The sequence below is a fragment of the Aliiglaciecola sp. 3_MG-2023 genome (assembly GCF_030548205.1).
Taxonomy (GTDB): Bacteria; Pseudomonadota; Gammaproteobacteria; order Enterobacterales; family Alteromonadaceae; genus Aliiglaciecola.
Window position 1 is genome coordinate 282,301 of sequence record NZ_JAUORV010000003.1, and the last position, 16,098, is coordinate 298,398.

Annotated in this window: 18 protein-coding genes; 5 read left to right on the forward strand and 13 right to left on the reverse strand. The window is 41.3% G+C overall.

Annotated features, from left to right (window positions below; genetic code table 11):
- From tusD to Q4574_RS04980, 4 genes are read left to right on the forward strand one after another with little or no spacing between them, the layout of a single operon-like run.
- The gene (gene tusD, locus Q4574_RS04965) at positions 1 to 393 is read left to right on the forward strand and encodes a sulfurtransferase complex subunit TusD (RefSeq protein ID WP_303472191.1); all 393 of its coding nucleotides are present in this window, start codon (positions 1 to 3) and stop codon (positions 391 to 393) included.
- Complete coding sequence (tusC, locus tag Q4574_RS04970) at positions 390 to 749, forward strand: sulfurtransferase complex subunit TusC (protein WP_303472192.1); 360 nt, start codon at positions 390 to 392, stop codon at positions 747 to 749. Before tusD ends, tusC begins: the two co-directional genes overlap by 4 nt.
- A complete protein-coding gene (gene tusB, locus Q4574_RS04975) occupies positions 746 to 1,033 on the forward strand; it encodes a sulfurtransferase complex subunit TusB (protein WP_303472193.1) in 288 nt (95 codons plus the stop codon). The genes tusC and tusB overlap by 4 nt, the downstream gene beginning before the upstream one ends.
- A 10-nt stretch (positions 1,034 to 1,043) precedes the next feature.
- Positions 1,044 to 1,382: a TusE/DsrC/DsvC family sulfur relay protein gene (locus Q4574_RS04980; RefSeq protein ID WP_303472194.1), complete on the forward strand. Its 339-nt coding sequence runs from the start codon at positions 1,044 to 1,046 to the stop codon at positions 1,380 to 1,382.
- 82 nt (positions 1,383 to 1,464) lie between these two features.
- Here Q4574_RS04980 and serS read toward each other — a convergent pair whose 3' ends face one another.
- The 6 genes from serS to lrp all read right to left on the reverse strand — a co-directional run bounded on the left by serS (position 1,465) and on the right by lrp (position 8,173).
- Positions 1,465 to 2,760, reverse strand: coding sequence for a serine--tRNA ligase (serS, locus tag Q4574_RS04985; RefSeq protein ID WP_303472196.1), 1,296 nt, complete (start codon positions 2,758 to 2,760; stop codon positions 1,465 to 1,467).
- A 10-nt stretch (positions 2,761 to 2,770) separates the two neighbouring features.
- Complete coding sequence (gene crcB / locus Q4574_RS04990) at positions 2,771 to 3,154, reverse strand: fluoride efflux transporter CrcB (RefSeq protein ID WP_303472198.1); 384 nt, start codon at positions 3,152 to 3,154, stop codon at positions 2,771 to 2,773.
- Between the two features lie 12 nt (positions 3,155 to 3,166).
- Complete coding sequence (locus Q4574_RS04995; protein WP_303472200.1) at positions 3,167 to 4,474, reverse strand: replication-associated recombination protein A; 1,308 nt, start codon at positions 4,472 to 4,474, stop codon at positions 3,167 to 3,169.
- Positions 4,475 to 4,476: 2 nt separating this feature from the next.
- Positions 4,477 to 5,124 carry an outer membrane lipoprotein chaperone LolA gene (gene lolA, locus Q4574_RS05000; protein WP_303472201.1) on the reverse strand — a complete coding sequence of 216 codons (648 nt, stop codon included), beginning with the start codon at positions 5,122 to 5,124 and terminating at the stop codon, positions 4,477 to 4,479.
- Between the two features lie 5 nt (positions 5,125 to 5,129).
- Positions 5,130 to 7,592: a DNA translocase FtsK gene (locus Q4574_RS05005; RefSeq protein ID WP_303472202.1), complete on the reverse strand. Its 2,463-nt coding sequence runs from the start codon at positions 7,590 to 7,592 to the stop codon at positions 5,130 to 5,132.
- 95 nt (positions 7,593 to 7,687) lie between these two features.
- A complete protein-coding gene (gene lrp, locus Q4574_RS05010) occupies positions 7,688 to 8,173 on the reverse strand; it encodes a leucine-responsive transcriptional regulator Lrp (protein ID WP_303472204.1) in 486 nt (161 codons plus the stop codon).
- A gap of 129 nt (positions 8,174 to 8,302) precedes the next feature.
- Here lrp and ald point away from each other — a divergent pair, with 129 nt between their 5' ends.
- The gene (gene ald, locus Q4574_RS05015) at positions 8,303 to 9,433 is read left to right on the forward strand and encodes an alanine dehydrogenase (protein WP_303472206.1); all 1,131 of its coding nucleotides are present in this window, start codon (positions 8,303 to 8,305) and stop codon (positions 9,431 to 9,433) included.
- A gap of 83 nt (positions 9,434 to 9,516) precedes the next feature.
- Here ald and pyrF read toward each other — a convergent pair whose 3' ends face one another.
- The 7 genes from pyrF to aroA all read right to left on the reverse strand — a co-directional run bounded on the left by pyrF (position 9,517) and on the right by aroA (position 16,098).
- A complete protein-coding gene (gene pyrF / locus Q4574_RS05020) occupies positions 9,517 to 10,212 on the reverse strand; it encodes an orotidine-5'-phosphate decarboxylase (protein ID WP_303472207.1) in 696 nt (231 codons plus the stop codon).
- Positions 10,213 to 10,219: 7 nt separating this feature from the next.
- Positions 10,220 to 11,389 carry a lipopolysaccharide assembly protein LapB gene (gene lapB, locus Q4574_RS05025; RefSeq protein WP_303472209.1) on the reverse strand — a complete coding sequence of 390 codons (1,170 nt, stop codon included), beginning with the start codon at positions 11,387 to 11,389 and terminating at the stop codon, positions 10,220 to 10,222.
- 5 nt (positions 11,390 to 11,394) lie between these two features.
- Positions 11,395 to 11,655 (reverse strand): LapA family protein, encoded by a 261-nt coding sequence (locus tag Q4574_RS05030; protein ID WP_303472211.1) that lies wholly within the window; start codon positions 11,653 to 11,655, stop codon positions 11,395 to 11,397.
- A gap of 134 nt (positions 11,656 to 11,789) precedes the next feature.
- Positions 11,790 to 12,080 (reverse strand): integration host factor subunit beta, encoded by a 291-nt coding sequence (ihfB, locus tag Q4574_RS05035; RefSeq protein ID WP_303472213.1) that lies wholly within the window; start codon positions 12,078 to 12,080, stop codon positions 11,790 to 11,792.
- 82 nt (positions 12,081 to 12,162) lie between these two features.
- Complete coding sequence (gene rpsA / locus Q4574_RS05040) at positions 12,163 to 13,839, reverse strand: 30S ribosomal protein S1 (protein ID WP_303472214.1); 1,677 nt, start codon at positions 13,837 to 13,839, stop codon at positions 12,163 to 12,165.
- Between the two features lie 103 nt (positions 13,840 to 13,942).
- Complete coding sequence (cmk, locus tag Q4574_RS05045) at positions 13,943 to 14,632, reverse strand: (d)CMP kinase (protein ID WP_303472216.1); 690 nt, start codon at positions 14,630 to 14,632, stop codon at positions 13,943 to 13,945.
- 185 nt (positions 14,633 to 14,817) lie between these two features.
- The gene (gene aroA, locus Q4574_RS05050; RefSeq protein ID WP_303472217.1) at positions 14,818 to 16,098 is read right to left on the reverse strand and encodes a 3-phosphoshikimate 1-carboxyvinyltransferase; all 1,281 of its coding nucleotides are present in this window, start codon (positions 16,096 to 16,098) and stop codon (positions 14,818 to 14,820) included.

The window sequence follows — 16,098 nt, forward strand, 5'->3', positions numbered from 1 at the left end:
TTGGCTAGTTTCAGCATCATAGTTACCTCTTCCCCACTTGAATCTCAAGGCTGTTACAGCGCCTACCGTTTTGTTCAAGCGGCGCTAGAAAACGGCCACAGTATAACCGGCGTTTTCTTTTATCAGTCAGGCGTGGAAGTAGCTAATGCATTTCAAACTATGTTGTCTGATGAATTAGCGCTTTATCCTAAATGGTGTAAATTAGCGGATAAATATACAATCCCGTTACAGGTATGTGTTACAGCAGCTAATCGACGTGGCATTTTAAGCCAGCAAGATGCAATACAAAATGACACACCTAACCAGTATAACCTTAATCCTCCATTTCAATCTGTGGGTATTGGAGAACTTGTTAGCATGCTTAATGAAAGTGACAGGAGTATCCAATTTTGAAGTCTCTGGCAATCATTAATCAATCTACGCCAATGGCCAATCATGCCGGTCAAGAGTCGGTGGACTTAGTTCTTGCTTCTGCTAGTTTTGGCCAAAATGTCAGTGTATTTTTTGTCGATGACGGGGTATTTCAGTTGCTCAACTCACAAAATCCAGGTGAAGTGGAACACAAACATTTTGCTAAAAGTTTCGGGGCCTTTGAATTCTACGACGTAGAGAATATATTTGTTTGCAAAGAAAGTTTACACACACGGGGGCTTAAAAAAGCTCAGTTAAATGTAAGTTGCCAGCTTTTAACCCCATCAGAGTTAAATGCTCAACTTCTAAAATCTGATAATACAATTACACTATCATGATCCTACATAAATTTTCAGCCAGCCCATTTTCGCAATCGAATCTAATAAGCGTGTTAGCCCGTGTTGAACCCCATGACGGCATATTATTAGTAGAAGATGCGGTCTATGGGTTAACTTCTAAGCTTATATTGGAGCCCATTTTACAACGTTCCTCAAAAGTTTATGCCCTGAACTCAGACTGCATTGCTAGAGGTGTAGAGTGTGCTGAAAAAATAATTACTCAAATCGATTATAGTGGTTTTGTTGCCCTAACGCTTGAGTACGATAACGTCATATCTTGGTAAAAGAATATAAATGGAACATTACATCGAATTTAATAGTAAAAAAATAGCCACCGATAAAATGGGATACTTATTATCTGTAGATGATTGGGAGCCAGAACTAGCTGAAATTATTGCTGCAGGTGAAAATATTGAGTTGGACGAAAATCGTTGGCAAGTGGTTAACTTTGTAAGGAACTTTTATTTAGAGTTTAACACCAGCCCTGCTATTCGTGCACTAGTGAAAGCCATGGCCAACGAATACGGCCCTGAAAAAGGCAATAGCCGCTATTTACAGCGTTTGTTTCCCAAAGGTCCAGCGAAGCAAGCTACCAAGATTGCAGGATTACCTAAACCAGCCAAATGTTTGTAGTTATTCAAACAGATTGCGTGGCTTAAAATAAAAAATGCAGCATAAACCATGCTGCATTTTTGTTTTAATAATGGCGATTAACTTAGTTGACTGAAATCACGTCTAAACCATTCATATAAGGTACCAATACCTTAGGGATGGTGACAGACCCATCTTGCTGCTGATAATTCTCAAGAATAGCCACTAGTGTTCGACCTACCGCCAAACCCGAACCATTCAGGGTATGCAATAATTCTGGTTTATTGGTTTCAGGGTTACGATACCTGGCTTGCATTCTGCGCGCCTGGAAGTCCAACATATTGGAACAAGAAGAAATTTCACGATAGGTATTCTGTGCCGGCAACCAAACTTCCAAATCATAAGTTTTACAGGAGCCAAAACCCATATCGCCAGTACACAACAACATTTTACGATAAGGTAGTTCAAGTAACTGCAGCACTTTTTCTGCGTGCCCCGTTAACTCTTCCAATGCATCAAAAGAATCTTCTGCTTTAACCAACTGAACCATTTCGACTTTATCGAACTGATGATTACGAATAAGTCCTTTGGTATCTCTACCATAAGAACCGGCTTCGCTGCGGAAGCAAGGCGTATGAGCGGTCAATTTAATCGGTAAATCTGCAGCGCTATATATTTCATCACGTGCGGTATTCGTTAAAGGAACCTCTGCAGTAGGAATTAACGATAACCCCTGGCCTTCTTCGGTTGCAGGCATAGTGTGGAACGCATCTTCCTTAAATTTTGGAAACTGGCCTGTACCAAACATGCTGGCTTCGTTAACCAAATAAGGAACGTACATTTCAGTGTAACCGTGCTCAGTGGTATGTAAATCTAACATAAACTGTGTAAGGGCACGGTTTAGACGAGCAATTTGCCCACGCATAACAACAAAACGAGAACCTGAAAGTTTAACTCCGGTTTCAAAGTCTAAGCCTTTTGCCAGTTTTTCTGCCACATCTACGTGATCATTTACCTCAAAGTCAAATTCCCGAGGCGTTCCCCAGCGACTCACTTCAACATTTTGGTCTTCATTCACGCCAACAGGAACCGAATCGTCAGGCAGGTTTGGGATCCCCTGAGACCAAGCAGCGATCTCGTCTAACAATTCTGCTAATTCAGATTTTGCCGCATCTAAGTCATCCCCTAATTTGCCAACCTCAGCGAGCAAAGGCGCAATATCTTCGCCAGATGCTTTTGCTTTACCAATAGACTTAGAACGTACATTACGTTCGTTTTGCAATTCCTGGGTATGCATTTGTAACGATTTACGGCGTTCTTCCAATGCATTAAATGCGTCTACATCAAGGGTGAAACCACGACGTTTTAATTTTTCCGCTGTTTCATTTATGTCATTACGTAAGTATTTTGGATCTAACATCTGTTAATTATTAACCTTTAACCAATTGCGTTCCTAACCATGCTGCCAATAAGCAACAGGTTATATTTAAAACGATATTTAGGATCCCTTTCAACCAAAGCCCTTGTTGCATCAGCAACAAAGTATCCACAGAGAACGTTGAGAAGGTAGTAAATGCACCGAGTAAACCGATACCAATTGCAGTTCGCCAAACAACTATTTCTATTAGCCCCTGTTCAATTAAAGCGTATACCAGGCCAAGTAAAAACGAACCAACTACATTGACCAGCAGTGTACCAAAAGGAAAGCCTTTACCAAACCATTGCAACATCATTTGTGAAAGAAAAAAGCGCATACACGCACCAACTGCCCCACCTGCAGCGATGTAACCATAAATAGCCATACTGTGCGTCATTTATTGCCCTTTTTACTGTTTATCATCTAAATCTTTGAGAAAGCGTAATTTAGCCTTAATTTTTGTCTCAAGTCCACGTTCAACGGGTTGATAATATTCAGTATCCAGCATTTCTTCTGGCAGATAGCTTTCACCCGCCGCATAAGCATGGGGTTCATTATGAGCATATCGATAATCTTTGCCATAGCCCAGATCAGCCATTATTTTAGTGGGCGCATTGCGTAGATGGGCTGGAACGGGATAGTCTGGTTTATCTTTAACGTCCGCCATCGCCGCTTTAAAAGCAGTGTACACAGCATTACTCTTTGCTGCGCATGCACAATAAATGGTGGCCTGAGCGATGGCTCTTTCACCTTCAGCAGCGCCTACCCTGTGGTAGATATCCCAAGCATTTAAACACACCTGCATGGCCCTAGGATCGGCATTACCAATATCTTCGGTGGAAATGGCTAAAAGACGTCTTGCAACAGCGAGTGCATCTCCACCGGCGGTTAATATTCTAGCATACCAATATAAAGCACCATCGGCAGATGATCCACGAACGGATTTGTGAAACGCTGACAACATGTCATAAAATAAATCCCCCCCCTTATCAAACTGAGAAACTTTCTCTCCCACTGCCAGGGCAACAGTGTCAATAGTCACTATACCATTTTCGGCAAAATCAACACTGAGTTCTAAATAATTAAGTAGTCGACGGGCATCACCACCGGCTAGTTCAATTAGTCGCTTCTGAGCAACTGTATCTATTTGAATAGATTGATTGCCTAACCCATTCACTTTGTCTTGCAATGCCTGCTCAATGACTTGCTGTAAGTCATCAGTACTCAGAGCTTGAAGAACGTACACTCTGGCCCGAGATAACAACGCGTTATTTAGTTCAAAGGAGGGATTTTCCGTGGTTGCGCCAATAAAAGTCACAGTGCCGTCTTCGATAAAAGGTAAAAAAGCGTCCTGCTGGGCCTTGTTGAACCGATGAACTTCATCCACAAACAATATAGTTCGTTTACTTTTTACCATGGCGTGTTGTTTGGCGACTTCGATGGCACTTCGAATGTCTTTCACACCAGAGGTTACTGCGGAAATTCGTTCGATGTGGGCATCACAATGACTGGCAATAATCTCTGCTAGTGTGGTTTTACCTGTCCCTGGCGGTCCCCACAAAATCATTGAATGGCAATTACCATTTTCTAGCGATTTTCGTAACGGCTTATTCGGCCCAATAATATGTTGTTGACCCACATATTGAGCTACGGTTTTAGGGCGCATTCTTGCTGCTAAGGGTTCAAATGATGGCGTGTCGTTAAAGTCCAATTCCATTTTTATCGTTGATCGTCCAAATCAAAGCCATCTGGGATGGTAAAAATAAATTGCTCTTCACTAATTTTAATATTTTGTTTTACATCAGAAAATGTCAATTTGCTGGTTTGCTGCTGACGATCGATAAAGCTTAATTGACTCAATTGATTATTTTCAAACTTTAGTTTTAGTTCACTAATTTGCGACTCAGGAGAGATTGCAATAATGCTGTACACATCATCAGAATAGGTAATCGTAAATTCTGACCACTGCTCGTTACTTGGATTAGTCAATAATACAATAGGGTTGTTAGATACTGAATCGGCCTGATTAATCGCGGTAACTTGCTCAACAAAAGGATCGGAATACCAGAGTGTTGTACCATCTGCCACCATTAAGTTTTCATCTGGGGAATTCACTTGCCAAATCATTAGGTTGGGTTGTTTTAATGTCATTTGACCTGAGGACTCTTGAACCAACTCTCCTTGACCGTCTGTGACCTGTTGTTCGAATCCCGCAGTAAAGGTTTTTAACGATAACAATTTTTGTTTTAGACGTTCACTGGCTTCAAGACTATTTTCTTGATTGGCCAGAGCTTGACCGGTAATAACTAACATCAGCATCAAAAATCCAATGAACAGATGTGGTATTTTGATTAATTTACTTCTCATTTTACTTAATCCTTCGGTGGCGGTGGTGCTAAGACTTCACGAGTACCATTATGACCCGCTGCACTTACGACGCCACTTTGTTCCATTTGTTCAACTAATCGTGCTGCGCGATTGTAACCAATTCTGAATTTACGTTGCACACTCGATACGGATGCGCGTCGAGATTCAGTAATAAATGCCACAGCCTCATCGTAGAACGCATCGAACTCTTGATCTGAACCTTCAGGCTGTTCTCCGGGCAGTAATACTTCAGCACTGCTTTCACCGTTAAGAATTTCATCAATATAATTGGGTTCGCCGCGTTTTTTCCAATCTGCTACAACTGCGTGCACTTCATGGTCATCCACAAACGCACCATGGACTCGCGTAGGTACGCCAGTGCCGGGGGGCAAATACAACATGTCACCCATACCTAACAGTGACTCCGCACCTTGTTGGTCTAAAATAGTACGAGAGTCAATTTTCGAGGAAACTTGGAAGGCAATCCTGGTGGGAATATTGGCTTTAATTAACCCTGTAATCACATCCACAGAAGGACGCTGAGTAGCAAGCACTAAATGGATCCCCGCTGCACGTGCTTTTTGTGCGATACGAGCAATCAATTCTTCCACTTTTTTACCAACAATCATCATCATGTCAGCAAATTCATCTACTACGACCACTATGGCGGGTAGTTTTTCAAGATCTGGCGCTATGGTTTCCATGCTTTCTTCAAAGCGCCAAAGGGGATCTTTTATGGGATTGCCGTCTTCAATGGCTTGTTTAACCTTCGCATTATAACCTTTAAGGTTTCGCACCCCCAACGCTGACATCAGTCGATAACGGCGTTCCATCTCTCCAACACACCAACGCAGGGCATTGGCCGCCTCTTTCATATCGGTAACAACTTCTGATAATAAATGCGGTATACCTTCATAAACCGAAAGTTCCAGCATTTTCGGGTCAATCATGATCATGCGCACATCTTCTGGGGAAGACTTGTATAACAGACTAAGGATCATCACATTAACCCCCACCGATTTACCTGAACCTGTTGTACCTGCGACTAACAAATGGGGCATTTTTGCTAAATCAACTATGACAGGTTTACCAGATATATCAGCGCCTAACACCATAGTCAAAGGGGACTCGTTGCCCTGAAATGCTTGGCACGAAATCACTTCACTTAACCGTACCATTTCTCTATTTTTATTAGGTAACTCAAGTCCAATTACCGATTTACCCGGGATAACCTCCACCACACGCACAGACATTGCCGACATAGCACGGGCTAAATCCTTTGACAAAGCAGTGATGCGGCTAACTTTAACACCAGGCGCGAGATCTAGCTCGAAGCGAGTAATTACCGGACCTGGAAAGACGCCCACAACTTTAGCTTCAATATTAAAATCGAGTAATTTCTCTTCGACTAAACGCGAAACCATATCCAACTCTTCTTGAGTAATCGGATTTTTAACTTTATCTGCCCGTTCCAATAAATCGAAAGATGGTAGTGGGCCTAGTGATTCGTCCCCCTCCCCTGCTGTTGCAGAATGTGTATTTCCATTTAAGTTGGCGGAATGTGAGCTCTGTGCAGGTTTAGGTTTGACTTTGCTTGGATGATCATTAGTCGCTTGTTGAGTGCCGCCCTCTTGCTCATCTCTTTGCTTATCTTTTTTACCTGTTATTTTCTTCTTAAGCTCGGACACAGACAAAATACTAGGCTTAGGCTCTGGTTCTGGTTCTGGTGAAGACTGTTCAAAAATTTCATCAGGAATGCTTATGGATGGTTCTACTGGCGTCGCGCGCTCAGCGGCTTTGAAGGTGGTAATTTCCACCTCGTTTTCTTTATCATCTTTATTGGAAGGCTTAAAAGACAATCTTGCTATCGGGCTCTGTTCGATAAGCTTAGGCGCGCGATACAAAAATATTCCAGATTTAATGCTCAGTTCACCTAATTTATCAACCACCGTAATAAGAGAAATCCCCGTTACAAGGGTTAAACCGGTTAATAAAAAACATAATAATAATAAAGTCGTGCCGACTAGACTGAAATAAGGGATCAACGAACTGCTTATGACATCACCAACCATTCCGCCTGCGGAAAAGTGGAAAATATCATCAAAGTTAATGCTCAAAATACCTGAGATACCCACTAAAAATAATATTGAACCTATAATACGTAGGCCAATGGTGAAATAGTCAATTTGCTCTATTCGTTTAACTTGCTGAAATAAAAACCACCCTGTGAAAGCAATTATAAACGGTAATATATAAGCAAAGCGCCCGAAACTGAAAAACAGCACATCAGCAAACCAGGCACCAATTGGCCCTACCCAATTATGGATATTTCCTTGAAAACCCGCTTGCGACCAACTCGGGTCTGCACTATTAAAAGATGCTAAAGCAAGCAGAATAAAAAATGCGAACGAACATGATAAAATCATGCCCACTTCCATTATTCGTTGTATTCCGGTCAGACGCGCCATAAAACTTTAATTCAATTCTAGGTATTATTTTTATACCCATACCTTACCAGTGACAGTCTCAAAATCCTAGCTAATGCATTACCAATCGGCGTGATTTACTTCAGATTGATTTTAATTTGAGCAGTATGCTTCACTTCTTCCATTACTACGTAAGTGCGAGACTCACTTACCCCTGGCAATCGCAGTAAAGTATCACCAAGTAACTTACGATAACTCGACATGTCTGCCACCCTAGCTTTAAGCAGAAAATCAAAATTGCCAGAAACCAAATGACATTCTTGAATATCATCATGTTTTTTCACTGCCGCAGAAAATTCTTCAAAAATATCTACACTGGTTTTTGTTAACGTTATCTCTACAAACACTAACATCGCAGCACCTAATTTTTGTGGATCCACTTGCGCATAGTATCCTGTGATATATCCTTGTTGTTCTAGGCGTTTTACGCGCTCTAGGCATGGGCTAGCACTAAGACCGACAGATTTAGCCAGATCAACATTCGAGAGTTTGCCATTTTTCTGCAATGCAATCAGAATGTTACGATCAATTCTATCGAGGTGTTTAGGGGTCTTAACTAACATTATATTAATCCGTGAAATGAGCTTTTTGCCATATAATACACTGCAAATTGATTAATTACAGGACAAAACTTCTTTTAATGTCGCATATACTGCGCACTAATTCTTACAATAAAAAAGGTTGGGTTAAAAATGCTAATTGGAGTTCCTAAAGAAATTAAAAATCATGAGTACCGTGTTGGTCTAACACCTGCTGCGACTAAAGAATTTGTCACACATGGGCACGAAGTACTGATAGAAAACAATGCCGGTGCTTCAATAGGATTTGATAATGAGCAGTACGTTGCGGCTGGCGGTGTGATTATTGATACCGCAGAAGAAATCTTTGCACGAGCTGAGATGATTGTGAAGGTTAAAGAGCCACAACCAAACGAATGTAAGATGCTTCGTGAAGGACAAACCCTGTACACTTATCTGCACCTTGCCCCAGATCCAGTGCAAACAGAGTTATTAGTTGCTTCTGGCGCAACCTGTATCGCGTATGAAACAGTGACAGATAATAGAAACGGATTGCCTTTGTTAGCGCCCATGAGTGAAGTAGCTGGACGAATGGCTGTGCAAGCCGGTGCCCATTATCTTGAAAAAGCACAAGGCGGCAGCGGTACACTACTTGGTGGCGTACCCGGTGTAGCGCCTGGCAAAGTCTTAGTTATTGGTGGCGGTGTAGTTGGTACCAATGCTGCGAAAATGGCCATTGGTCTGGGTGCAGATGTTACTATTCTAGATCGGTCATTACCCCGTCTACGTGAATTAGATGATATCTTTGCCAACCAAGTAAAAACCGTTTATTCAACCATTGATGCTATCGATTACTATTCGTCAAAAGCAGATTTAGTGGTTGGAGCTGTTTTAATTCCTGGAGCAGCAGCTCCGAAGCTTTTAAGCAAAGAACACATCACCAATATGAAAGAAGGTTCTGTCGTGGTTGACGTAGCAATTGATCAAGGTGGTTGTTTTGCCACGTCAAAAGCCACCACTCACCAAGATCCTGTTTATGTCGTTGATGGCGTTGTACATTATTGCGTTGCAAACATGCCAGGCGGTGTCGCTAGAACTTCGACTATGGCATTAAACAATGCAACCTTGCCCTTCGGTTTAGCCTTGGCAAATAAAGGGCCTAAGCAAGCGATGTTAGACGATGTTCACTTGTTAAATGGTTTAAACGTGCACAAAGGTAAAGTCACCTACAAAGCAGTTGTTGATGCATTAGGTGAAGAATTAAACCTAGAATATATGGATGCAAGTGCGGCATTAGAGATGTAATGCATTGCTAAAACATGTATAGGTTCTAAAGATTCAAAAAGCTGCATTTTTAATGCAGCTTTTTTGTTTCCATATACATTCAATTAAGCGATGGATAAGTTTATATCAAGCAGCGCCCTAAGTGGATCTATTGCTTGGGTAATTGGCCGACCAATTACCATGTAATTTACACCAGCTAAAATAGCCTCTGGAGGTGTCATAACTCGTTGCTGATCAGCTTTGTCGGTTCCCATCGGTCGAATACCCGGGGTAACTAACAGAAAGTCGTTATCTAATGAATTTCTCAAAATCGGCGCTTCTTGTGCAGAGCACACAACCCCATCTAATCCACACTCTTTGGTTAACTTTGCAAGACGTAAAACTTGTTGTTCTGGAGAATCTTGTATACCAATAGCACTAAGTTGGGTTTGCTCCATACTTGTCAGCACAGTTACCGCAATGAGTTTAGGTTGGTCATCACCAAGGGAAGCTAATTGAGTTTTGGCATTCTCCATCATTTTCGGACCACCAGAAGCGTGTACATTCAACATCCATACTCCCAAATCCGCTGCCGCTAAACAGGCTTTACCCACTGTGTTAGGAATATCATGGAATTTTAGATCCAAAAATACATCAAACCCTCTTTTCACCAACTCCTTAACAAATTCAGGTCCAAAATAAGTAAACATTTCTTTGCCAACTTTAAGTTTACATAAATCACTATCAAGTTGACTCACTAAATTTAACGCTTTGGCTCGATTATCAAAATCTAAAGCAACGATGACTCTTGTATCACTCATAAATCGACTATTCTCCGTCTAATCCTTTTATTGGTTTGACCACGCCCCATTTTTTACATGATGGACACAACCAATGTATTTGACGTCCCGAAAATCCGCAACTCAAACAACGATACTTTGGCCGCATGTTAATCTGTTCTTCTACTAATCCCTTAACCATGGTTAGGCTTTCGCGGGTTTTATCATCTACCTCGTCTTCAATGAAAAAGCCCATTAAGGTTTTGAAGCCTTTCATGGTAGGTGTTTTTTTCAACTGATCGAACAATACCGTTTCGGCTGTTTCAGTATTTTCCTTTTTAGCTAACAATTTGACTTTTGCAAGATAGGATGTCGCACACTGCTGCCAATATAAATCTAAAACCGCTTCTAACTGATCGTCATCATTTAGTTTAGCTGCACACTCTTCTAATTTAGGCACAGCCTCACTAAACCAACTGATATCACGAACAGGAATTTCTTTCAAATAATCAAAACCTTTTTGGTAATCCGCTTGTTGTATCGCCAGATCACCCAAAATTAACCAAGGTCGTACTCCATGCTCGTAGGCTGATATCGCTTTTTGCAGAGAATTTTCGGCTTCAGCATATTGTTCTGCTTTAATCATTTTTAAAGCTTGCTCACAATAAAAATGAGAAATACGAACGCACAACTCGTCAGTGTCACCATGGCAATCCATCATGCGCTCGCCTAGCTCTATGGCTCTATCCCATTCTTTAGTGGTTTGATAGATACTAAATAATTGTTGCTGAGCGTCTAAAAAATGTTTGTCACTGTCTAAAAGTTCTAAAAACGCATTTTCTGCACGCTCTAAAAAACCGGCCATCATGTAATCTTTGCCCAGTTCGCGAAGAGCTTGCCTATTTTGAGATTCGGAAAGTTCTTGTTTACTGACCAAATTTTGATGGACACGAATAGCTCGATCGAGCTCACCTCGATGTCTAAAGAAATTGCCCATGGCGATATGGGTTTCGACGGTATCACTGTCTAGGCTCATCATTTTCATTAAGGTATCAACGGCTTTATCCGGTTGATCTGATAATAAAAAATTTAACCCTTTAAAATAATGACGGGAAAGAATGCTGGACTGTTTTCGTTGTGCTTGTCGAACGCTATTGCGCCCCATAACATAACCATAACCGGCAGCAACAGGTAAGAGTAAAAAAAGTAATTCAAGCATCCAGATTAACTACTTGCAATGTCGGTTGTACGATTACGTTTTTGTAACCTGTTGATACGCCATTTTAATTTAAGCCAGATCAGGGTGAAAACCAACGAACTGAAAATAACGCCAGCAGCGAAAAAAGCCATTAATAAAATTGAAAGGCGCATTTCCATAGAGCTCATTAGATAATCAAACATGACTGCTTGATCATTTTTAGCACCTAAGAGTGATGCTACTAGCATGATAATAATGAAAATGATAACGATCAGGAATATTTTCAATCTTAAACCTCAAATTGTTAGGGGAAGACGCTATTTAAGTCTAGCAAGGGTTATAGTACAAAACTATTCACCTATTTGTCACCCAAACAAAAACGGCACTCTAAAAAGAGTGCCGTTTTTTTAAATAAATAAGCTTAATGTGCCAGACCTTCGTTAACGCGTTCACGTAATTCTTTACCAGGCTTGAAATGAGGAACATATTTTCCCTCAAGTTCAACAGTTTGACCGGTTTTAGGATTACGACCTATGCGGGGAGCACGAAAATGCAACGAAAAACTACCAAAGCCTCGAATCTCTATGCGTTCACCCTTTTGCAGAGTTTGCGCCATTTGCTCTAGCATTTCTTTAATTGCAGACTCAACATCCTTAGCAGGAACGTGACGAGCTTTATCGGCAAGTCTTTCAATAAGTTCAGATTTAGTCATTGGAAATCTCCGTTACTCAAAAAATACTATACCGATGAGACTGACAAACAGGCACTTTAGTTCAAGTGCCTGAGTATGAGCTTTATTCTTCGCCTTTAGCAGCTTTGAATGCTTCTGCCATCGCGTTAGCAAATCCAGCATCATCTGGCTGTTGATTTACTTTCTCGATAGCTTCTTTTTCGTCTGCTTGGTCTTTCGCTTTAACTGACAAGTTAACAACGCGGTTTTTACGATCTACGCCCATAAATTTGGCTTCAAGATCATCACCAACGTTAACAACTTCAGAAGCATCTTCTAAACGTTCTACAGTCAAATCACCAACACGAACGTAGCCATCTACTTCTTCTGCCAAGTTAACCGTAACACCTTTAGCGTCTACAGCGGTAACCTTACCAGTAACGATAGCACCTTTCTTGTTATCTGTCAGATACTTATTGAACGGATCTTCTTCAATTTGTTTAACACCTAGTGAAATACGCTCACGCTCTGGGTCAACTTGTAGTACCACAGCTGAGATTTCATCACCTTTCTTGTATTCACGAACAGCGTCTTCGCCAGTCTTGTTCCAAGAAATGTCAGACAAGTGAACTAGACCATCGATGCCACCGTCAAGACCGATGAAGATACCGAAGTCAGTGATAGATTTGATCTTACCGCTAACTTTGTCGTTCTTCTCGTGAGACTTCGCAAATTCTTCCCAAGGGTTAGCTTTACATTGCTTAAGACCAAGAGAAATACGACGACGCTCTTCATCAATTTCAAGAACCATTACTTCAACAACATCACCTAGGTTAACAACCTTAGATGGGTGGATGTTCTTGTTAGTCCAATCCATTTCAGAAACGTGAACCAATCCTTCAACACCGTCTTCGATTTCAACGAAACAACCGTAGTCAGTAAGGTTAGTAACCGCACCAGATAGTTTAGAGCCTTCAGGGTAACGGTTTGCAATTTCTTGCCAAGGATCGCTGCCCATTTGCTTCATACCAAGAGAAACACGTGATTTCTCTTTGTCGAACTTCAATACTTTAACGTTAATTTCGTCACCAACGTTAACGATTTCACTTGGGTGCTTAACGCGTTTCCAAGCCATATCTGTAATGTGAAGTAGACCGTCTACTCCGCCTAGGTCAACGAATGCACCGTAGTCAGTAAGGTTCTTAACGATACCTTTAACTTCATGGCCTTCTTCAAGGTTAGCAAGTATTTGATCGCGCTCTGCACTGCTTTCAGCTTCGATAACAGCACGACGAGAAACAACAACGTTGTTACGTTTAGCGTCTAACTTGATAACTTTAAATTCTAATTCTTTACCTTCAAGGTGAGTTGTGTCGCGTACTGGGCGAACATCAACCAATGAACCAGGCAAGAATGCACGCACTGTATTCACTTCAACAGTAAAGCCACCTTTGACTTTGCCATTAATTACACCAATGATGGTTTCTTTTTCTTCGTAAGCTTTTTCCAGTTCAACCCAAGCTTCATGACGCTTAGCTTTTTCTCTGGAAAGGATAGTCTCACCAAAACCGTCTTCAACCGCGTCTAGAGCAACATCTACTTGGTCGCCAATAGCAACTTCAAGCACGCCTTCAGCGTTTTTGAACTGCTCAACGGGAATTGCGCTTTCAGATTTAAGACCTGCATCAACAAGAACTATGTCTTTATCAATTGATACGATAGTACCTTTAACGATGGCACCAGGACGTGTTTCAAGTTCTTTTAAACTTTCTTCAAATAGATCAGCAAAATTTTCAGTCATAGATTACTTTAATAGTTACTTTTAAGTGTATCCACGAAAAATCCGATTAACGTGGGGTTGTTATTCAAAACCAGCTTCATCCTTTATCTGGCGGGTAGAGCAATCAAAGAGCACGTTGGACACTAAGTTTTGAACCAACGAATTCTTTAACCTTTTCAAGGACTTGCTCTACATTCATATGGGTAGAATCAAGTACTAATGCGTCATCAGCAGGTACTAAAGGAGCAACACTTCGGTTAGCGTCTCTATCGTCTCTGGCTTTGATATCGGTCAAAAGGCGCGCAATATTAACATCATGGCCTTTATCTTTCAACTGGTTATAGCGTCTCTGCGCCCGTTCTTCAGCACTGGCGGTAAGGAAAATCTTGGCTTCTGCATTAGGAAATACCACGGTTCCCATATCACGACCATCAGCAACTAAACCGGGTTCTTCGCGAAAAGCGCGTTGGCGTCTTAATAACGCTTCACGAATTCTCGGCAAAGAGGCGACCTGAGAAGCGATACTGCCTACTTCTTCTGTACGAATTTCATAGGTTACATCTTCGCCTTCAAGGATAATTTTACTACCTTTATCAGAAGTAGTGAAATTAACATCTAAACTACTGGCTAAAGGCAACAATGCGTCTTCATCATCGGCTTCAATTTGATGATGAATTGCCGCAATGGCTAATACTCGATAAATCGCACCGCTATCCAGAAAGTTCCAACCCAATGATTTTGCCAATAATGCACTCAATGTTCCCTTTCCTGCACCGCTAGGGCCATCGATGGTGATGACAGGTGTTACTTGCATGTGCTCTCCTGAGCTATATTAAAAAATCGGGCGGAATTATACTCGTTAACAAAACTTAAGCAATGCAAGCTATCTATTTAGCGTATAAAGCGTTGATATAAAGCACAATTTTAACGAAACAATTAGGACTTATAATAAAAAAGAGATGACCTAAGTCATCTCTGATGTATTTTAGTGTATCGATTTTAGTCACTGATGCTAGCAAATCGCTCAAAGTAATCAGGAAACGTTTTTGCGGTGCAAGCTGGATCATTGATCACCACAGCAGTGTCACTTAATGCTACCAATGAAAAACACATGGCAACCCGGTGATCATTGTAAGTATCTATTTCCGCTTCTTGTAATTGTGTTGGAGGGGTAACTTCAATAAAATCATGTCCCTCATTAACCGTAGCGCCTAATTTACGTAATTCAGTGGCCATAGCCGCGAGACGATCAGTCTCTTTTACACGCCAGTTATAAATATTCGTCATTTTGGTGGTACCAGTGGCGAACAAAGCAGTAGTGGCAATGGTCATTGCAGCATCTGGAATATGATTCATATCCATATCAATGGCTTTCAACGGTGCACCTGTCACTTCGATAAAGTCATCCCCCCAAGTCACTTTTGCGCCCATTGCCGATAATACATCCGCAAACTTGATATCACCCTGAATACTTTTCGCGCCTACCCCTGTAACTTTTACCGTACCGCCCTTAATCGCACCTGCAGCTAAAAAGTAAGACGCAGATGACGCATCCCCTTCAACTAAAAATGTGCCCGGGGATTGATAGGTTTGATTACCGGTTATTTTAAAACTTTGGTAGTCGTTATTTTCAACTTTAACACCAAATTTGGCCATGGTGTCTAGTGTAATGTCAATATAAGGTTTTGAAACCAAGTCTCCGATAATTTCAATTTCGCTATCTTCAGAAAATAACGGTGCCGCCATAAGTACTGCAGTTAAAAACTGACTAGAAACACTACCGTCCACTTGAATTTTACCACCTGATAAAGCTTTACCTTTGATGTTGAGTGGCGGATAACCATCATTTTTTAAGTAGCGTACTTCAGCGCCAGCTTGAGATAAGGCATCAACCAAAGCACCAATAGGACGTTCTTCCATACGCGGTTCGCCAGTGAGAATATATTCACCATTTGAGGCTGCTAATGCAGCGCACAGGGGGCGCATCGCTGTTCCGGCATTCCCTAAGAACATTTCGATCTTGCCGTTACTATTAAATACCCCATTGTTACCTTGCACAATACATTGGGTTTTGTCTTCGCTCAGTTGATAAGAAACCCCCAACAGACTCAATGCATCAAGCATGTGACGAATATCATCACTATCAAGTAAATTTGTCAGCGTGGTTTCGCCTTTTGCCAAAGCGGCTAATAGAAGTGCTCGATTAGATAAACTCTTTGAACCTGGTACATTTACCGTACCTTGTACTTTTGAAATAGGTTCAAGTCTTAGTTGTTGCAT

Coding starts and splice junctions, on each gene's coding strand:
- serS (WP_303472196.1), bottom strand. CDS start 2,760: ATGTTAGATCCAAAATACTTACGTAATGACATAAATGAAACAGCGGAA.
- lolA (WP_303472201.1), bottom strand. CDS start 5,124: ATGAGAAGTAAATTAATCAAAATACCACATCTGTTCATTGGATTTTTG.
- pyrF (WP_303472207.1), bottom strand. CDS start 10,212: ATGAGTGATACAAGAGTCATCGTTGCTTTAGATTTTGATAATCGAGCC.
- Q4574_RS04995 (WP_303472200.1), bottom strand. CDS start 4,474: ATGGAATTGGACTTTAACGACACGCCATCATTTGAACCCTTAGCAGCA.
- Q4574_RS04980 (WP_303472194.1), top strand. CDS start 1,044: ATGGAACATTACATCGAATTTAATAGTAAAAAAATAGCCACCGATAAA.
- tusB (WP_303472193.1), top strand. CDS start 746: ATGATCCTACATAAATTTTCAGCCAGCCCATTTTCGCAATCGAATCTA.
- rpsA (WP_303472214.1), bottom strand. CDS start 13,839: ATGACTGAAAATTTTGCTGATCTATTTGAAGAAAGTTTAAAAGAACTT.
- cmk (WP_303472216.1), bottom strand. CDS start 14,632: ATGCAAGTAACACCTGTCATCACCATCGATGGCCCTAGCGGTGCAGGA.
- Q4574_RS05005 (WP_303472202.1), bottom strand. CDS start 7,592: ATGGCGCGTCTGACCGGAATACAACGAATAATGGAAGTGGGCATGATT.
- crcB (WP_303472198.1), bottom strand. CDS start 3,154: ATGACGCACAGTATGGCTATTTATGGTTACATCGCTGCAGGTGGGGCA.
- ihfB (WP_303472213.1), bottom strand. CDS start 12,080: ATGACTAAATCTGAACTTATTGAAAGACTTGCCGATAAAGCTCGTCAC.
- ald (WP_303472206.1), top strand. CDS start 8,303: ATGCTAATTGGAGTTCCTAAAGAAATTAAAAATCATGAGTACCGTGTT.
- aroA (WP_303472217.1), bottom strand. CDS start 16,098: ATGCAACAACTAAGACTTGAACCTATTTCAAAAGTACAAGGTACGGTA.
- lrp (WP_303472204.1), bottom strand. CDS start 8,173: ATGTTAGTTAAGACCCCTAAACACCTCGATAGAATTGATCGTAACATT.
- lapB (WP_303472209.1), bottom strand. CDS start 11,389: ATGCTTGAATTACTTTTTTTACTCTTACCTGTTGCTGCCGGTTATGGT.